Raw genomic sequence first — 18389 nt, 5'->3', positions numbered from 1 at the left:
GCCGTGCCTGCGTCGACGTCGCCCGCGCGTGGTGGCGAGGCTCTGCACGAGTTCGCGTTCGCGGGCGCCCCGCAGCGACGCCTGTCGACGGTGTTCCGCCCCGCGCAGGGGGTGCCACGTGCCGCGCTGCTGCTGTGTCCGCCATTTTTCCACGAGCACTTCCTCAGCTACCGGCTGCTGTCGCTGGTAGCGGCGCGATTGGCCGAACGCGGCATCGCCAGCTTGCGTTTCGATTACTTCGGCAGTGGCGACTCGTGGGGCGAGGAAAGCGCCTTCACGCTCGCCGGCGCGGTCGCCGATGCCGAGGTTGCGCTGGCCGAACTCGCGCGCCGGGCCCCGGCGCTGCCATGCAGCGTGCTCGGTGCGCGCGCCGGTGGCTGGATCGCGGCGCGACTGGCGCGCTGCCATCGGCTGCCGCTGTGGTTGTGGCAGCCCTTGCCGCGCGGCCAGGTCTGGCTCGACGAGCTGATCGCGATGGACCGCCGCGAGCGCGCCTCGCGCCAACGTTACCCATTCCTCGGCGCGCAGCCGTGGCCGAGCGACCCCGAGCGGCTGCTGGCCGCATACTGCCCGCCCGCGCTGCGCGCCGAACTCGCGGCGCAGGATCTGGAGGCGCTGCTCGAGTCCGCTGTCGAGCCCGTGCATGTGGTCGACGATGAGCGCGCCGCGCCACTCGCGCGCGCCACCACGTGGCACGCGTTGCCAGCCGCGGCGGCGGCCTGGCACGAACGCATCGATTTGCGCGCGACCTTCATCACGCCGCCGGTGGCGGCCTGCATCGAGGCCCTGGCGCGACTCGCGCCGGGCGCGGAGGCGGCATGATCGAGGAAGTTCCGCTCGACCTCGGTGGCGGCCTGACCGGCATCCTGACGCGGCCCGCACAGCCGACCACGCGCCCGCTGTGGATCCTGCTCAACGCGGGTTTCATCCCGCGCAGCGGACCGTTCCGGTTGCACGTCGATCTCGCCCGCGCACTGGCGCGCGACGGCATTGCGGTGCTGCGCGTGGACCAACCGGGGGTGGGCGATGCGCCGCCCAAGCGTGGCGACGACGTGGCCGTGCTCGTGCAGGGCCTGGACCGCCTGTGCGCCATCAGCGGCGCCAGCCGCTTCGTGCTCGGCGGCCTGTGCAGCGCGGCCGACCAGGCCTGGAAGGTGGCGCTGACCGATGCGCGCGTGTGCGGGCTGCTGCTGCTCGATCCGTATGCGGCGCGTGGCGCGTGGTTCCGCCTTGGCCAGTTGCGCCTGCTGCTCGGTCGCGGCGGCAGCGCGGTCAGGACCGTGTGGCGACGCCTGCGCCGCAGACATGTTGCTGCACTCGGCGACCGCGACCTGCGCGACTGGCCCGACCCGGCCGCGGCGCGCCGGCAGGCGGCGCAACTCGTTGCGCGCGGGGTGGCGCTGCTGGCCCTGTACACCGGCGGCGCCGCTGCCTATTTCACCGATCGACGCCAGTTCGCCGCGACCTACGGCGCCAGCGCACGCAGCGCCCGCGTGCGCCTGCACCACTGGCCCGACTGCGACCACATGTTCATGCGCCACGAGGATCGGCAGCGCCTGCAGCAGGCCATCATCGACTGGGCGCGGGCGTTGGCATGACCGCCACCGGCGTCGCCGACCAGGCCACTGCACTGTACGCGGACCTGCCTGCGCACGGCCGTCGGTTGCGCGTGGTGGTACTGCTCGATCGTCTGCTGGTGCCGGCCTGGCTGGCCGAAACCCTGGCCGCACTGACAACGACCGGGGCCTGCGAACTGGTGGCGTTGCTGCAGGTGCCGCTGCCGCCGGCAGCGGCGCCGCGGGGTGCCCTCGCCGCCTTCCTGCGCCTCGATGCGCGATTGGCCGGCAGCGCGCGCCGCGCCACCGCGAGCGTGGATCTGCGCACACGCCTGCCGGCGCTGCCGCTGCATGCGGTGCCGGCGGTCGAGCGCGCGGGCCGGCTCGAGCTCGACGCCCAAGGCTGCGCGCTGGTGCGCGGCCTCGATGCCGACGTGCTGCTCGGCTTCGGTCTGCCGCCGGCCGCGGCGGACCTCGCTGCGCTCGCCACGCGCGCGAGCTGGTTTTTCGAACGCGACGCTACCGACGGCCACGGGCACGGCCTGCGCCATCTGGCGCCGCTGTGGCGCGGCGAGGTCACCAGCGCCGGTGGCATCGTGGTCCACGATGGCGCCGACTGGCGCTGGCTCGGCGTCGACCACAGCGCCACCGCGCAGTTGTCGTTCGCACGCAACCGCGCCTGCCAGTTGCTGCGCGTGCCGGCGACGTTGGCACGCCTGCTGCGCGAGCTCGCTCGCGGCCACGCGCCACCGGCCGCACCGCCACCAACCTTCGCGGCGCCGGGCGCGCTCGCGCTCGGTGGGTTCGTGCTGCGCCTGCTGTGGCGGGCGGCGCGGCGTCATCTGCCGCGCCTGGGCCGTGCCGAGGACTGGTTGCTGGCGGCGCGCTGTGGCACGCCGCTCGACCCGCGGCAGCCGCAGGCCGCCGACTGGCAGTTGCTGGCGACGCCGGCCGGGCGCTTCTGGGCCGATCCCAGCCTGGTCGAGCATGACGGGCGCCGCTGGCTGTTCGTCGAGGAATGTCCGCATGCGACGCGGCGCGGTCGCATCGCAGTGGCCGAGCTCGACGCCGCGCTGCGTCCGCAACAGGCGCAGGTCGTGCTCGACCTGGCCTGGCATCTGTCGTATCCGCTCGTGTACCGGTGGGACGATGCGTGGTGGCTGAGCGTGGAATCATCGGCGGCACGCAACTTCGTGCTGTACCGGGCGCTCGACTTTCCGGCGCGTTGGGAGCCGGTCGCCGAACTCGTGCGCGGGCGCAACGTGGTCGATGGCACGCTGCATCACGATGGTCGCCACTGGTACCTGTTCGCCTGCATCAGCGAAAGTCCGCTCGACGTCGACCGCCGCGTGTGGACCGATCTGTTCCTGTTCGTCGCCGACACGCCATTGGGGCCCTGGCGTGCGCATCCGGCCAATCCGCTGCTGAGCGACGTGCGGCGCGCGCGACCGGCCGGCAAGTTGTTCATGCACGAAGGGCGCCTGATCCGGCCGGCGCAGGATTGCAGCGTCGAGTACGGCTACGCCGTGGTGTTCAACGAAGTCACGCGGCTCGATCCCGAACACTACGCGGAGCGGGCGCTCGGCCGCATCGAACCGGACTGGCGCCATGGCCTGCGCGGCTGCCATACCTACAGCGCCGCCGCCGGCGTCGAGATCATCGACGCCAAGCGCCTCGTCGCGCGCTGGCGCCAGCGCGCAATCGCGGAGGAACGCACATGACGCAAGCCACGATCCTCGTCACCGGCGGCGCCGGTTACATCGGCAGCCATGTGGTGCGCCAGCTGCGCGAGGCCGGCCTGCCCGTGCTGGTGCTCGACGACCTCAGCACGGGTTTCCGCGAGGCGGTGCTCGATGCGCCGCTGGTGGTCGGCAACGTCGGTGACGCGGCGCTGCTCGATGATCTGTTGCCGCGCCACCAAGTGCAGTCCGTACTGCATTTCGCCGCACGCACCGTGGTGCCCGAATCGGTGGCCGATCCGCTGCGCTACTACGGCAACAACACCTGCGCCACGCGCAACCTGCTCGCGGCCTGCGTGCGCCATGGCGTGCAGCACTGCGTGTTCTCCTCGACCGCGGCCGTATACGGGCCCAACGCCGATGGCCGCGCCAGCGAGGACACGCCAACCGAGCCGATCAGTCCCTACGGCCGCTCCAAGCTCATGAGCGAGTGGATGCTGCGCGACCTCGACGCCAACGCCAGCCTGCGCCACGTGATCCTGCGCTATTTCAATGTCGCCGGCTGCGATCCGCAGGGGCGCATCGGCCTGTCCACGCGCGGCTCGACGCTGCTGTTCAAGGTGGCCTGCGAAGTCGCCACCGGGCAGCGCGAGGCGCTGGCGATCTTCGGCACCGACTACGCGACGCCCGATGGCACCGGCATCCGCGATTTCATCCACGTCGAGGATCTGGCCGCGGCGCATCTGCGCGCGCTGGCGCACCTGCGGCGCGGCGGTGCCTCGCTCACGCTCAACTGCGGCTACGGGCATGGCTATTCGGTGCGCGAGGTGATCGCTGCGGTGGAGCGCGCCAGCGGTGCGCGCCTGCGCGTGGTCGAGCAGGCGCGCCGCGCGGGTGACATTCCGGCGCTGGTGGCCGACGCGCAGCGCATCCGCACGCTGCTGGGTTGGCAGCCGCGTCACGACGATCTCGACGAGATTGCGCGCACGGCGCTGGCCTGGGAGCGTCGCCTGCAGCAACGGGCGTCCTGAGCGCGTCATCCGGGCCGGTCCCGGCGACGGTGCGGTCAAATCACCGCGCGGACTCGCGGCGCGCAGTGTCGCTTGCCGCGGGCCGCGGTGTTGTCGCCGGCAGGGCGCCCTCGCGCAGCACGATCATGTAGTCGTCGACGTCGTTGCTGCTGCTGGTGTTCCAGTTGGAATTGAATACCACCCGATCGAGCTGGCGGTTGGGCGCCGCATGCGGCTCGGTCCAGTAGCCGACGTAGTGGCTGACTTCATGGCGGCCGAGCGCGAACAGGCGCGGCTGCGCCGACAGTTCGAGCGCGAAGATCTTGTTCGTGTACCACGGCCACTGGCCGCTGCGCGTGGGCTGCGTGGCATAGCTCGACACCACCACCCAACCCGGTCGGGCATAGGCCTTGCCGGAAAAATGCAGGGAGGTGTGGGCGCCATCGATGTAGGTCGGAAACAGCACCGTGCGCGGGCAGGGCGGCACGCTGGCAGCGGGCGTCGTGGCCGGCACCGATGGGCACTGGTCGATATCGACGTAGAACACATCGCCGCCGTTGCTCTGGAAATCGACCGACACGTACAGATCGTGGCCATCGGCGCCGAAGGCGAGGTCGGAGTGTTCGGACTTGTGGTGCAGTTTCTTCTTGCTGCTGAAGTCGGGTGACCAGGCCCAGGTGCCGTCATCGTCACCCGAACTCACGAACCAGCGTCCCGAAGGACTCATGCTGACATGGTCGGGTCGGACGCTGCTGGCGCGGCTGCCGACGATGCGATCCTGCTGCAGGTCGTAGACCACATAGCCGCGGATCGCGAACGCGGTACCGGCCTCGGCCTGAAAGCCCCAGTAGCGGCCATCGGCCGACGGTGAACCCTCGTCCTTGGTCCACAAGTGGGTCACGTCGGGCCACGGCAGGCGGTCGCGCAGGTTCGCCGCCACACGCGAGCGGTTGGTGCGGATGTCGAGCGCGTCGATCTCCAGGCCGCCATTGGTGGGCAGGTAGTAGAGCGTGTTCGGATCGGTCGGATGCCATTGCGGCTCGGCGTCGCCGGCCGGGCCCTTCAGCCGCAGCAGGTGGCGCAGGCTGCGCGCGTCGTAGAGGTGCCAGTAGCCGCCGCTGCCATAGACGAGCAGCACGCTGGAATCGGCATTGAAGGCCTGGCGGCGCGAATAGTCGTTGCGGGCGAAATCACCGACTGAGTCGGCGTCGTGGTCGGTGACGCGCACCACGCAGGTGCCGGCGCTGTCACGCAGCGGCACGCCACGGGTCGGCTTGGCGAGCGCGACTTGCGATTGATCCCAGCCGCTGGCCTGCAGAGACGACAGCGCAGCGACCGGTTCGTGGGCATACACATCACGAGCGCAGTCGGTGGCGATGTCGGCGGCAGCGCTGGGTGGCCGCAGCGCATGGCTCGAGTGGGCCGGTTCCGATGCGGCCGCCGTGGCCGTGCCGGCGACGAGCAGGGCCAGCAGCACGAAGGGGCGCGCCGGCGAGGCCGGCGCCGATGGCGCAGACGGGATGGCGCGGCGCATGCGGCGGACTCCGGGTCGATGGCGCTGACGGGCGCCTGGGCACCGCGCCATCGTAGTGCAGTCGCGCTGGCGCCGCGCAGCCGCGCGGCCGCTGCCGTTACACTGCCCGGCTCGCGTTCAGGAAACCCGCGATGCTGTCGCCACTGCGATTGCTGTTGCTGCTTGCGATCGGCGCATGGTTGGCCCAGCGGCGCGGCTGGCGACGGTTGCGCTGGCTGTGCGGCGCAGCCGCGGTGTTGGCACTGGTGCTGACCACGCCGCTCGGCGCCAATGCGCTGGTGGGGCTGCAGGAGGCGCGCGCACCGGGTGTCGAAGCCTGCACTGGCCCGGCGCCGCAGGCGATCGTGCTGCTGTCGGCGGGTGTGACCGGTCGACCAAAGGACGAGCGCGACTATGCCGTGCTCGACCTCGCCAGCCTGCAGCGCCTGCTCGGCGCAGTCGACCTGCAGCGCCGCCACGCCGATCTGCCGCTGCTCATCGTCGGCAGCAGCGGCTGGCGCATCGCCAATAGCACGTTGATGGCGAGCCTCGCCGGCGAACTCGGCATCGCCCCGGCACTGCTGCGTGTGGAGACCCACTCGCGGGACACCTGGCACAACGCGCAGGCCAGCGCCGCGCTGCAGCCAGCGCTGCCGCGTCGCATTTGGCTGGTGACATCCAAACTGCACATGGCGCGGGCGCTGTTCGCGTTTCGCAGCGCCGGCTTCGAGCCCTGCGCCTATCCGGTCGACGCGCGCTACCAGCGCTTCACCGGCGTCGGCTACCTGCTGCCGAGCGGCAGCGCGACGGTCAAGGCCGAACAGGCGCTGCACGAACTGGTGGGTGAGGCGGCCTACCGCGTGCGCGCCGCGTTCGACACCGCGCACGCGCCATGAGCAGCGGCCGCCATCGGCGGCCGTCTGCAGGACTGGCGTCGCCCGCTCATTGCGAGGCGGGAATCATCCCCGGCGCCAGCTGGATCATGTAGTCATCGACGTCGGTCGCGCTGCCCGTATTCCAGTTGGAGTTGAAGGCGATGCGCGTGAAGTCGCGGCTCACTGCGCCCTGGTTCTCGGTCCAGTAGCCATCGGCGCCGCCGTGGTGGAAGCCCAGCCCGTAGACGCGGCCATTGGGCTTGAGCTCGACCGCGATCTCCTTGTCGGTGAACCACGGCGCCGCGCCGCTGCGATCGCGCCGCGTGCCATAGGTCGAGATCAGTACCCAGCCCGGCCGCGCATAGGCCTTGCCCGAGATGTGCAGTGATGTCGAGGCGCCATTGAGATAGGTCGAAAACAGCACGGTGCGCGGACACACCGGGACGCTGGCCGGGTCGGCATCGGCCGCCACGGCCGGGCAAGTGTCGATGTCGGTGTAGAACACATCGCCGGAATTGCTCTGGAAATCGATCGCCACATACAGGTCGTGGCCATTGGCGCCCAGCGCGATGTCGGAATGCTCGGACTTGTGGTGCAGCTTCTTTTTCTGCGAGAAGTCGGGCGACCAGGCCCAGGTGCCGAGGGTGTCGTCGGAGGCCGTGAACCAACGCCCCGATGGCGACATGCTGGTGTGGTCGGGACGCACGCTCGCGCTGCGCGTGCCGACGATGCGGTCCTGCTGCAGGTCATAGACCACGTAGCCGCGGATCGCGAAATTGTTGGTTTCGGCCTGCAGGCCCCAGTACCTGCCGTCGGCCGACGGCGAGCCTTCGCTCTTGGTCCACAGCCGCTTGGCATCCGACCACGGCAGGCGTCCGTTGAAATCGGCGACGGTCTGGTGCGTGTTGGTGCGGATGTCGAGCTTGTAGATGTTCATGCCGCCATTGGTCGGCATGTAGTAGATCGTGTCGGGATCGGTCGCGTGCCACTGCACCTCGGAGTCTCCGGCCGGACCGCTGAGCGTCTTGTAGAAGGCGAGCGTGTTGGCGTCGTAGACGTGCCAGAAGCCGCCCGAACCGTACACGAGCAGGCGGCTGTTGTCGGCGTTGAACGGCTGGCGGCGCGAATAGTCGTTGCGGGCGAAGGTCTGCGGCGGTTCCACGTCGTGCTGGGTCACGCGCACCATGCAGGTGTCGAAACCGGGATCGGCGAACACCTGCCCCTTGGCCGGCTTGGACAGCGTGCCGATCGGCGGATTGAGTTGTCCTTGCAGCAGGCTGAAGCCATCGGGATAGAAATTGCGGCAGGGACCGGCGCTGATGGCCGCGTATTCGAAGCCGCTGGCGAAGACGGTGTCAGCCGCAGCGGCGGCATGGGTGGGTGCAACGAGGCAGAGCGAGGAAAGGGCGATGCCGGGCAGGGCGAGCGTGGCAAAGCGGATCACGGACACAAACATGACGGACTACTGTGGTGGGGGTGATCGGCATTCTCCTGACCCGTTCTCACTGAATATGGGACGTGTGTCGCAGCTTGCGCCACGCATTGCGGTTGATTGTGTAAAGAGCCGTGTAAAGTGTTGACCCAGCGTGAAAAAAGCGTTGACGGCGAAGCTCGGCAGGCGCTGCTTGGCCGACCTGCGGTACCGCCTTCACACGACCGGAGTGCCGCGCTGACGCCGCACGCGGGCTCGCAGTCTGTCGAGCAGCGCGACCGCTTCGGGCAGTCGCAGACGCACCGCGAGCGCACCTGCGGCGAGTACCGCAAGCATTGCCGCCGCGCCACAGGCGATGGCCCAGCCGCGGTGGCTGCTGGTGTAGAGGCTGGTTGGCACCAGCCAGCGTGCCAGCACGGTGCCCAGTGCGAGAACCAACATCGGCATCAGCATGGCCGGTGACAGCAGGCGCGGCAGCGCGCCGGTGCCACGCAGCAGTTGACGCACCACCAGCCCGGCGATCAGCGCCGACTGCAACTGTGACAGCGTGGCCGACAGCGCGACGCCGCGCAGGCCCAGGCGTTGTGCCCACACCAGGTTGAGGCCGATGCAGGTGGCCACGCCGGCCAGACCGATCGCGACCTGGGTCCACGGCCGGATCATGCTGTGCAGCACGCGGTAGCTGAAATAGGCCTGGGCGCGGAACACCATGCCGATCGACAGGATCGTCATCGCCTCGACCGTGAGCGCGGTCGAGTGTTCATCGAAGCGGCCGTGTTCGAGCAGGACGATGACGATCGGCTTGGCCAGTCCGATCAGCAGCACTGCGCACGGCAGCGTGAGCAGCAGGATCATGCGCTGGCCGCTGCGCCAGGCGCCGGCGACGGCGTCGTGGTCGCCGGCCGCCACGCCGCGTCCGAGCGCGGGGTAGTAGCTGGTGATGATCGCCTGCGCGAACACTTCGACCGGCAGCATCGCCATCATCAGTGCGTAGGTCAGTGCCGAGATCGAGCCGGCATCGAGCCGCGACACGAAATACTGGTCGACGAGCGCGGTCATGGTGGCGCCGATCGAGCCGACCAGCAGCGGCAGCAGATGCGCCAGTGGCCGCAGGAAATCCGGATGGCTGAACGCGAACGCCGGGCGCAGGCTGTCGCGCAGCAGGTCGCGATTGCCGTAGACGAGCATGCACAGATGCACGAAGAAGCCGAGCGTGACGCCAACCACCAGCGCCTGCACACCGAGGCGGTGCGCCAGCAGCAGCGCCACGAGGATGATCGCGACGTTGTTGATGACGCCGTTCAGTGCCGGCAACACGAAGCGTTCGCGCGCATTGCCGAGCGCCGACAGCAGCGATGACAGCGTGAGCATGAGCATGCATGGCAGCATCAGGCGCACCATCTGGATCGCCTGCTCGCGGTAGGGGCTTGCAAGACCCGGCGCGAGCCAGCGCACGAGCACGTCGGCACGCCACAGGATCGCCAGGCAGGTCACCAGTGCGAGTCCGATCGCGAGCGTGAACAGCGTGTTGGCACCGCGCCAGGCCACGGTGCCGGTGCGGCCTTCCAGGTTCTTCACGAAGCGCGGCACGAATGCCACCGTGATCACCGTGGTGAGCAGGTTGGGCAGCATGAGCGGCAGCGAATAGGCCACCCAGAACGCATCGAGCATGCCACTGGTGCCGAACAGCGTGGCGATGATCAGGGTTTTGCCGATGGCGAGGAACTTGCCCGCGAGGTTGAGCGTGGACAGCGCGAACACGGCGCGATGTGGCGTGTTCACGGACGCCGCGCCGGAATGCCGCGCGCACGCGCGGCCAGTGGGTAGCGCGCGAACACGCTGGCAGCGGCCTGAGGGGCCGGCGCCGATGCGCTTGGTGCCTGCTGCGTCTTGAGCAGCATGTAGCGCTCGAGCAGGCCGCACAGGATCCAGAACGTGCCCATGACATTGCCTTCGAGGAACGGGCTGCCATACAGGTTGCCCAGCGCCATGCAGACGGCGCACACGCTGAAGCCGATCGCCAGCGCCTGCGCCTCGGGGTCGTCGGGTGGCGCCTTGCGGCGCAGCCAGGTGCCGAGCCGGAATGTCGCCCATACCAGCAGCAGCAGCGCGAGCAGCGCCTGCGGGCCGCCTTCGGCCAATGTCAGCACGTAGAAGTTGTGGGCATCGTAGCCACGGAACGCGGAGTAGTGGCCGATTTCCTGTTTGAAGCGGTTCTGGCCCACGCCGGCCGGATGGTCCTGCCACATCGCCAGCGCACCGGTCCAGATTTCCCAGCGGCTGGCCGTGCTCTCGTCGACCTGATCCTCGCCGTGTGGCCCCTGCTGTTCAGTGCCGGCCACGCGCTGGGTGACGCTGTCGGGCAGGTAGCCGATCAGCGAGGCCAGCGCCACCCCGAGCACGAGCGCCAGCAGCACGCTGCGCCGGAACAACAGCACGACCAGGCCGAACACGGCAATGAAATAGGCCTGGCGCGAATAGGTGAACAACAGTGCCATGGCCAGCAGCACGACGCCGGCGAGCGCGGCCAGTCGCCAGCGTTTGTCGCGCGCGAACAGGGCCATGCCGATGAACAGCGGCAGGAACATCGCGTAGTACACGCCGGCGCGGTTGGCGTCGCGATAGTTGCTGCCGAACGGGCCCGCCGCACGGTGGCTTTCCACGTAGTTGCCGATGCCGTAGTCGAAGCCCTGCCGGATCGCCTGTACGGCGGCCAGCGCCGCGACCGCCATCACCACGATCACGAGCAGGCGCGTGTTCTTGAGGTCCTGCCTGCAGTGCAGGTACATGAAGTACAGCAGTGGCGCAAACAGTGCATTCTTGAGATAGGTCAGGTCGGCCATGAGGTCGCCTGGCGCGCGCAGTTGCGCGATCGCGAACGCCAACGCGAGCATCGCCATGAACAGCAGCACTGCGCCGCGCAGCATCGCCTGCGGCGCCACCGCGTCGCGCTTGCCGGACGACCACAGCAACACCAGCGTGACGAGGAACAAGGCGTTGGGCAGGTTGACCCCGGGCACGCCCGACTCGAACACGTAGTGGTTCTGGTAGACCGTGTAAAGGATCTGCAGGGCGAGCAGCAGGCGCAGCATGGTTCAGCCCGCGGCCGGCGAATCGAGAAAACGGCGGGCCCACAATTCGAGCGACAGGATCAACCACAGCGTCTCACCGCGATCGGCGCGCCCCGCCAGGTGGTCGTCGAGGCAGGCGCGAGCCGCGGCCGGATCGAGCAGGCCACGTTCGCGGAACGCGCGACTGGCAATCAGGTCCTCGGCCAGTGCGCGCAGCGGTCCGCGAAACCATTGCGCGAGCGGAATGCCGAACCCCTGCTTGGGTTTGGCCAGCACGTCGGCCGGAAGCCAGCGCTCGGCCACGCGTCGCAGCAGGTGCTTGCCACGGCCGCGGGCTACGCGCAGGCCGTCGGGCAGGCTCACTGCAAACTCGACCAGCGCCGGATCGAGGAACGGCACGCGCCCCTCGAGCGAATTCGCCATCGCCATGCGGTCGACCTTGACCAGAATGTCATCGGGCAGATAGCTGCCGAAATCGATCTCGATGATGCGGTCGAGCAGCGAATGCTGCGCGCTGCCAGCGGCGGCGAGCGCGCGCAGCGGATCGACGTAGTCGGCCGGCGCGTCGGCGCCGAGCAGGTCGCGCACGGTGCCGGGGCGGCTCATCGCCACGCCGCCGAGGTAGCTGTCGGGGAATGGCATGCGCATGCGCTCGGCCAGCCCGCGCAGGCGAAAACCGAACGCGCCGCCGAGCATGCGCCCGGCCTGACGCGCGGCCCAGCCCGCCGGTCGCGCCAGCGGGCCGAGCCGCTGCATGGCGAGGAAGCGCAGGTAGCGCGTGTAGCCGGCGAAGGTTTCGTCTCCGGCGTCGCCGGTGAGCACCATCGTCACCTGCGAACGGGCCAGCTTGGAGACGAGGAAGGTCGGCACCGCCGAGGAGTCGGCGAATGGCTCGTCGAGGTACCACACGAGCTGTTCGAACAGGTCCACCGCATCGGGCTCGACGACGAGCTCATGGTGCTCGGTGCCCAGGTGCTCGGCGACCCGGCGCGCGTCGGACAGCTCGTTCCAGGCCGCCTCCTTGAACCCGATCGAGTAGGTGCGCACGCGCTGCGAGGCGTGCCGCGTCATCAGCGCCACCACCGTGCTCGAATCGAGGCCGCCGCTCAGGAAGGCACCGAATGGCACGTCGGCCACCATGCGGCTGTGCACGGCGCGATCGAGCAATTCGGCCAGGCGATGCTCGGCCTCGCGCGGATCGATGACCTGCTTGCGGGCGAAGTCGAGCCGGTAGTAGCGCGTCAGCTCGATGTGGCCATCGCGGCAGCGCAGGGTGCAGCCGGGTGGCAGCTTGCGCACGCTGGCGAAGATGCTGGCCGGTGTCGGCACGTAGCCGTAGCGCACGTAGGAGCGCAGCGCCGCGGCGTCGATCTCGCGCGCGAAACCCGGCACCTGCAGCAGCGCCTTGAGCTCGCTGGCGAACAGCAGCCGGCGCGCGTCGTGGGCGTAGAACAGCGGCTTTTCGCCGAAGCGGTCGCGCGCGAGCACCAGTGTCCGGGTGCGGTCATCCCAGGCCGCGATCGCGAACATGCCGTCGAAGCGGCTGAAGCAGTCCTCACCCCATTGCGCAAACGCCTGCACCACCACTTCGCTGTCGGAGGCGGTATGGAAGCGACGTCCGAGCAGCTCCAGCTCGCGGCGCAGTTGTCGATAGTTGTAGATCTCGCCATTGAAAACGAGCTGGATGTGGCCGCCATCGGCCGTCACTGGCTGGTGACCACCGGCAGGATCGATCACGGCCAGTCGGCGCATGCCCAGCAGCACGCGCGCGTCGTGATGGAAGCCGGCGTCGTCGGGGCCACGATGGCTGATCGCATCGTTCATGGCCTGTCCGACGCGCGCGTCGGGCGGCGCCTGGCCCGGTGCAACGACGATGCCGACGATTCCACACACGGATCAGCTTCCCTTGTCTGCCGCGGCCGGCGCCATCATGGCGTCCGGCTGCCCACCACGGTACAGGCTAACGAGGCGCGCGACCACGACGGCGAGATCGGCGCGCGCACACACGTCCTCGCGCGCCTGGCAGCCGAGCCGGTACAGGCCGGTGCGCCCGCATTGCGCCGCCGCGCGCAGCCGCTCGGCCAGCTCGGCGCGCGCGCCCGCTTCGAACAGCCAGCCATTGCGGCCATCGACGATGAAATCCTCGCTGCCGCTGACGCGGCTGGCGACCACCGGCAGACCCGAAGCCATGAACTCGAGCAGCGTGTTGGACAGGCCCTCGATATGCGAGGGCAGCACGCCGAAATCGGCAGCACCGAGCAGGCCGGCGACATCGGTACGCTGGCCGAGGAACTCGACCTGAGCCGCGATGCCCAGTTGCGCGGCACGGGCGCGCAACGCGGCGTCGAGCGGACCGGCGCCGACCAGGCGCAGGCGCGCGTCGGCACAGTTGCCGAAGGCGTCGGCCCAGGCATCGAGCAGCAGGTCCAGGCCCTTTTCGGGCACCAGGCGGCCGACGTAGATCGCGGCCGGGTGGCCTGCCGCGGCCGGTGCGGCGCGCAGCGCGAAGCGGCGCGTGTCGATCGCGTTGGGCAGCGCCACGATGCGTTCGCGCGCAAACCCCAGGCGCAGCAGTTCGTGCTCGATGCGCCGGCTGATCGCCTGCTGCGCGCTGGCCCGCCGCAGCCAGCGGCGGCCAAGGCGTGCCACCGGGCCGCGCGCAGCGCCGAGCAGGCCCTTGCGCAGTTCCCACCAGCCCGACACCTTGACCACGACCGGCCGCCGCAGGCGTTCGCCCATCATCGCGGTCAAGGCGCCGAGGTAGTGCGCGATGTGGACGTGCCAGGCGTCGTAGCGACGGCCGCGGCGGGCGAGGAAGGCGAGCAGGCGCAGCCACAGCACGAGGCTGCCGAGCAGGCGGATGCGCGGATAGTCCAGGCGCAGTACCGGGATGCCGGCGTGGCGGCCGATGCGTGCCGGCGTGAGCGCGCGGTCGTGCAACGGCGTCAGTACGGTAACGCGATGTCCCTGCTCGCGCAGGCCCAGCGCCAGCGTGCGTACCTGCGACTCGGCCCCGCCGCCGCCGACCACCGGAAAGTTGCTCTCGAGCACCATCAATACGTGCAGCGGCCGTGGCTCAGGCGACATCCAGATGCCTCCGCAGCCACAATTCGAGCACCACGAGTTGCCAGATGCCGCGCGAGTGGTCCCAGCTGCCGCGCTCGTGCTCGGCCAGCAGGCGTTCGACGCAGGCGCGCTGGAACAGGCCGCGTGATTGGGTGCGCGCATCGAACAGCACCTCGCGCACGTAGCGGCCGAACGCCGCGTCGCTGCGCAGCCATACCGCGACCGGCAGGCCGAAGCCCTGCTTCTTCTTGCGCAGCACCTCGACGGGGAGGATGCCGGCCATGGCCTGCTTGAACAGGTAGCGCTTGTGCGTGCCGCGCACCTTGCAGTCGGCCGGCAGGTGGCCGGTCCAGTCGACGAGGCGCGGATCGAGGTAGGGGTAACGCACGCTGATGCCGTGGGCGCGGCAGGCGCCCTGCACCTTGACGAGATCGTTCTGCGCAATCGCCATTTGCAGGTCCAGCCGCATGATCCGGTGCAGCGGATCGGCCGCATCGCCAAGCGCGTAGATGCCGCGCATGAACTCCAGCGAGGCATCGCGCGGCACCTGGGCGCGGAAGTCCGCGCTCAGCAGGCTGTCGTAGTCATCCGAGCCGAACGAGTCGTCGGTGTAGAAGCGGTCGGGGTTGGGCAGGCTGGCGCGGCGCGTGAAATTGTCGATGCGGTTGAGGAACCGCGAGGAGGAGCGGCCGGCCAGCCGCCCGATGCCGCGCGCAACCGCCTTGAGTGGCGCCGGCAGGCGATGGAAGCGCTCCATGACCTGGTCCTTGGCGTAACGCTCGTTGCCGCCGAAGATCTCGTCGCCGCCGTCACCGGCCAGCAACATGTCGATGCCGTGCTGCGCCGCGAGTGCCGCGCAGGCGAGCGTGGGCACGGCCGAGGCGTCGCCGAAGGGCTGGTCCCAGCCGTCGACCACCTGCTGCAGCAGGTGCATGCTGTCGTCGCGGCCCACCTGCGCGGTGTACGGATGCGCATGCACCCTGCGCGCGACGAGTTCGGCGTAGCCGAGTTCGTCATACCCGGCCTCGGCGAAGCCGATCGAGAAGCTGCGCACGGTCTCCGCGCGGTCCTGGCTGGCGAGGATCGACACGATGCTCGAGCTGTCGGTGCCACCCGACAGGAAGCAGCCCCAGCCCTCGGCGCGGCCGGGGCGGTAGTCGTGCACGCTGGCCACGATCTGCTCGCGCAGCGCGCTGGCGCGCGTGGCGTCGTCACCGCGCAGGTCCTGCGGGTACTCGGGCAACCAGTAGCGCGAGGTGGTGCCGCTGCCAGCGTGCCAGGCGTAGCGCGTGGCCGGAGTCAGGTGCTGCACGCCGCGGCAGATCGTCAGCGGCGCCGGCACGTAGGCGAAATTGAGGTAGTGGTAGAGCGCCAATGGGTCGACCGCGCGGCTGCACAGCGGGCTGGCGAGGATGAGGCGCAGGTCGGTCGCCAGCAGCACGTTCGGGCCGTGCTCGAGCACGTACAGCGGCAGCGTCGAGAAGTGGTCGCTCAGTGCCACCAGCCGGTCGCGCGCGGCGTTCCACACCAGTTGCACGAAGCGGCCGCGCCAGTGCGCCTGCGGCACCGTGCCGGCCTGCAGCGCGGCGACGCCGTCGTCGCAGTCGCCGGTGACGAGGTCGGCCAGCGCCAGCCAGTGGTTGGCGCCGACCTGGCCATGGCGCACCGCGCCGCGGCTGGCGATGCACAGGTCGGTGGCGCCACTGAGCGCGAAGCCATCGGGTGCACCGACGGCGTGCGCCGCCTGCGGCCCGAAGGCGCAGATGAAATCGCCGATGACGCCGGCGCGTGGGGATGGCTCAAACATGGGCGGCGCCCTCGACGGGAAAGTGCGCGCGATGGCGGGCCAATGCCTGCAGGTACACCGCTTCGGTGCCGCGCACCATCGCCTCGATGGTGAAATCGCGCTGCGCATCGGTGCGCGCGGCCGCGCCCAGGCGCAGGCGCAGTGCGGGATCAGCGCCAAGCCGCGCCAGCGCCGCCGCCAGGGCGTCGGCATCATCGTCGGCAAACAACAGGCCGTTGCGCTCGTGTTCGATCAGTTCGGGATTGCCGCCGACCGCCGAGGCCAGCGGCGGGCAGCCCACCGCCATCGCTTCCAGCACGACGTTGGACAGCCCCTCCTCGCGCGAACACAGCACGAGAAAGTCGGCGCATTGCATCAGCGCCTGCGCGTCGTCACGCTCGCCGAGGAAGCGCACGTCATCCGTCAGCGCGAGCGCCGTGGCCTGCGCGCGCAGCGCTTCGTCGAGCGGACCGCTGCCGGCCAGCAACAGGTATGGGCGCTGCGCCGGCGCGAGTTGCGCGAGCGCGCGCAGCAGCAGTGCGACGTTCTTGATCGCGACCAGGCGGCCGACGAACAGGCCGCAGGCGCGTCCGTCCGGCAGCGCCAGCGAGGCGCGCAGTTGGGTGCGCTGCGCCGGGTCGAGCGGCGGCGGCAGCGTGACACCGTTGGGTACCACGCTGACGCGCTCGCGCGGCAGGTGCGCGCGGGCGGCGGTGACGGCGGCCCCGGCGCGTGCATTGGCGATCACCGCGTCGGCGCGGCGCACGATCCAGCGCTTCTGGCGCCACTGGGCGGGCGTGTGGTGCAGGCACAAGCCACGCACCGAGGCGATGAAGGTGCAGGCGGGCAGCAGCGGCAGCAATGCGCGCACCCACAGCTCGGCGGTCAGCGAATAGCAGTGCACGATGTCGTAGCGGCCGCGCCGCAGCAGCATCAGCAGGCGCCACATGAAGCGCCCATCGACGCGGTGGCGCTTGGGCAGCTCGTGGATCGCGAGGCCGGCTGCGCGCACTTCGTCGACGAGGAACGAGCGTTGGCGAAAGTACAGCAGCTCCGCGTCCCAGCGCGTGCGATCGAGTCCGCGCAGCAGGTGCACGATCTGGCGCTGGCTGCCGCCGACTTCCATCTCGTCGCTCACCACCAGCACGCGGGTCCGCGAACGCTCAGCCATGGACCACCTCACGGAAGCAGTCGAACAGGCGACCCGCCTCGATGCGCACGTCGAATTCGCGTTCGACCTTGGCCCGCCCGGCGGCGGCGCAGGCATCGCGCAGGGTCGCGTCAGCCAGCATGGCCGCGATCGCATCGGCGAGCGCCGGCGCGTCGCGCTGGTCGACGAGGAGTCCGCTGACACCATCGTCGACGAGTTCGGGGATGCCCGACACGCGTGTGCTGACCACCGGCAAGCCGGCCGCCATTGCCTCGGTCAGCACGTTGGGGATGCCGTCGGCATTGCCTTCGGGAGTCACCACGCAGGGCATCACCATCATGGTGGCCCGCGCCATCGCCCGGCTCACCTCGGCGTGTGGTCGGGCACCGACGAAGTCGACCAGGTCGTGCAGGCCGAGGCGATCGCGCTGCGCGGCGAGTCGGTCGCGTTCGTCGCCTTCGCCGATGATCGTGCCGTCGAAAGCGATGCCACGCTGGCGCAGCAGCGCCAGTGCGTCGAGCAGCACGTCGAACCCCTTGATCGGATCGAGACGGCCGACCGCCAGCAGACGGTGCGGCAGGCGGTCGTCGCGGTTGTAGCGGGTGTGTTCGAGCTCGAGCGCCGAGTGCATGACGTGGATCGGTATCGAACCGGGTGGGTCGATCCAGCGCTGCATGTGGCGCACGTTGTTGCGCGTGATGGTGACGGCGAGATCGCAGGCGGCGAGCTTGGCCGCCATCATCTGATCCTCGACGAAGATGTCGTGGGCACGGCTCGTGAACGAGAACGGCTTGCCGAGCAGACGGCCGAGAAACCAGGCCACGGTGGCCGGGTAGGTGGCCCATGGCGCATGCACGAGGTCGGGATCGAACTGGCGGATCTGGCGCCACTGTCCTGCGGCACGGCACAGCGCACCGAGGCTGTTGAACAGCACGCGCGGCTGGCGCCACAGGCCGCCGCACAGGCGCAGCAGGAAACCGCCGGTGACGAGCGGGCGGCGCAGCAGCAGGCCGAGCAGGGCCGCGATCGAGGCCAGCGTGCCGCGCGGATGCAGGGTGTGCTCGAGCAGCACGGCGGCGCGGTCCTGCACGATGCTCTCGCTGGCCGGCTTGAGCGACAGGATGGCCAATTGCGCGCCGCGGCCGCGCAAGGCATGCATCTCGCGCACGATGAAGGTCTCCGACCAGCACGGAAACAGCGAGACGACATAGAGGACGCGCAGCGTCGGCGGGGCGGGGCTGGGATTCATGG

Annotated in this window: 14 protein-coding genes; 5 read left to right on the top strand and 9 right to left on the bottom strand. The window is 70.0% G+C overall.

Going from position 1 to position 18389, the window contains the following annotated elements; translation table 11 throughout:
• Positions 1-3 precede the first annotated feature (3 nt).
• Genes KF903_RS06970 through galE form a run of 4 tightly spaced genes read left to right on the top strand, consistent with a single transcriptional unit; the run spans position 4 to position 4266 of the window.
• Positions 4-822, top strand: a complete 819-nt coding sequence (locus KF903_RS06970; protein ID WP_291212938.1) for an alpha/beta hydrolase — start codon at positions 4-6, stop codon at positions 820-822.
• Positions 819-1598, top strand: a complete 780-nt coding sequence (locus KF903_RS06965) for an alpha/beta fold hydrolase (RefSeq protein WP_291212935.1) — start codon at positions 819-821, stop codon at positions 1596-1598. Before KF903_RS06970 ends, KF903_RS06965 begins: the two co-directional genes overlap by 4 nt.
• Positions 1595-3277 (top strand): hypothetical protein, encoded by a 1683-nt coding sequence (locus KF903_RS06960; RefSeq protein WP_291212932.1) that lies wholly within the window; start codon positions 1595-1597, stop codon positions 3275-3277. Before KF903_RS06965 ends, KF903_RS06960 begins: the two co-directional genes overlap by 4 nt.
• A complete protein-coding gene (galE, locus tag KF903_RS06955; RefSeq protein WP_291212929.1) occupies positions 3274-4266 on the top strand; it encodes a UDP-glucose 4-epimerase GalE in 993 nt (330 codons plus the stop codon). Before KF903_RS06960 ends, galE begins: the two co-directional genes overlap by 4 nt.
• 40 nt (positions 4267-4306) lie before the next feature.
• Here the strand turns inward: galE and KF903_RS06950 are convergent, their stop codons facing one another.
• Positions 4307-5779, bottom strand: a complete 1473-nt coding sequence (locus tag KF903_RS06950; protein ID WP_291212927.1) for a hypothetical protein — start codon at positions 5777-5779, stop codon at positions 4307-4309.
• Between the two features lie 131 nt (positions 5780-5910).
• Between KF903_RS06950 and KF903_RS06945 the strand changes: the two genes are divergently transcribed.
• Complete coding sequence (locus tag KF903_RS06945; RefSeq protein ID WP_291212924.1) at positions 5911-6654, top strand: YdcF family protein; 744 nt, start codon at positions 5911-5913, stop codon at positions 6652-6654.
• A gap of 46 nt (positions 6655-6700) precedes the next feature.
• On the opposite strand, the gene KF903_RS06940 is transcribed toward KF903_RS06945, so the two are convergent.
• The 8 genes from KF903_RS06940 to KF903_RS06905 form a co-directional block, all read right to left on the bottom strand.
• A complete protein-coding gene (locus KF903_RS06940; RefSeq protein ID WP_291212921.1) occupies positions 6701-8089 on the bottom strand; it encodes a hypothetical protein in 1389 nt (462 codons plus the stop codon).
• Between the two features lie 192 nt (positions 8090-8281).
• Positions 8282-9847 (bottom strand): lipid II flippase MurJ, encoded by a 1566-nt coding sequence (locus KF903_RS06935; RefSeq protein ID WP_291212918.1) that lies wholly within the window; start codon positions 9845-9847, stop codon positions 8282-8284.
• Positions 9844-11157: an O-antigen ligase family protein gene (locus KF903_RS06930; RefSeq protein WP_291212915.1), complete on the bottom strand. Its 1314-nt coding sequence runs from the start codon at positions 11155-11157 to the stop codon at positions 9844-9846. The genes KF903_RS06935 and KF903_RS06930 overlap by 4 nt, the downstream gene beginning before the upstream one ends.
• A 3-nt stretch (positions 11158-11160) precedes the next feature.
• The gene (asnB, locus tag KF903_RS06925) at positions 11161-13029 is read right to left on the bottom strand and encodes an asparagine synthase (glutamine-hydrolyzing) (RefSeq protein ID WP_291212912.1); all 1869 of its coding nucleotides are present in this window, start codon (positions 13027-13029) and stop codon (positions 11161-11163) included.
• 3 nt (positions 13030-13032) lie between these two features.
• Positions 13033-14223, bottom strand: coding sequence for a glycosyltransferase family 4 protein (locus KF903_RS06920; RefSeq protein WP_291212908.1), 1191 nt, complete (start codon positions 14221-14223; stop codon positions 13033-13035).
• Complete coding sequence (locus KF903_RS06915) at positions 14213-16009, bottom strand: asparagine synthase-related protein (RefSeq protein ID WP_291212905.1); 1797 nt, start codon at positions 16007-16009, stop codon at positions 14213-14215. The genes KF903_RS06920 and KF903_RS06915 overlap by 11 nt, the downstream gene beginning before the upstream one ends.
• Positions 16002-17159, bottom strand: a complete 1158-nt coding sequence (locus tag KF903_RS06910) for a glycosyltransferase family 4 protein (RefSeq protein WP_291212902.1) — start codon at positions 17157-17159, stop codon at positions 16002-16004. Before KF903_RS06910 ends, KF903_RS06915 begins: the two co-directional genes overlap by 8 nt.
• Complete coding sequence (locus KF903_RS06905; protein WP_291212899.1) at positions 17152-18387, bottom strand: glycosyltransferase; 1236 nt, start codon at positions 18385-18387, stop codon at positions 17152-17154. Before KF903_RS06905 ends, KF903_RS06910 begins: the two co-directional genes overlap by 8 nt.
• Between the last annotated feature and the right edge of the window lie 2 nt (positions 18388-18389).

The sequence above is a fragment of the Dokdonella sp. genome, from assembly GCF_019634845.1.
In the GTDB taxonomy this organism is placed as follows: Bacteria; Pseudomonadota; Gammaproteobacteria; order Xanthomonadales; family Rhodanobacteraceae; genus Dokdonella_A.
Note: the sequence above shows the minus strand (reverse complement) of the source record. Positions and strands in the feature narration are given on the sequence as shown.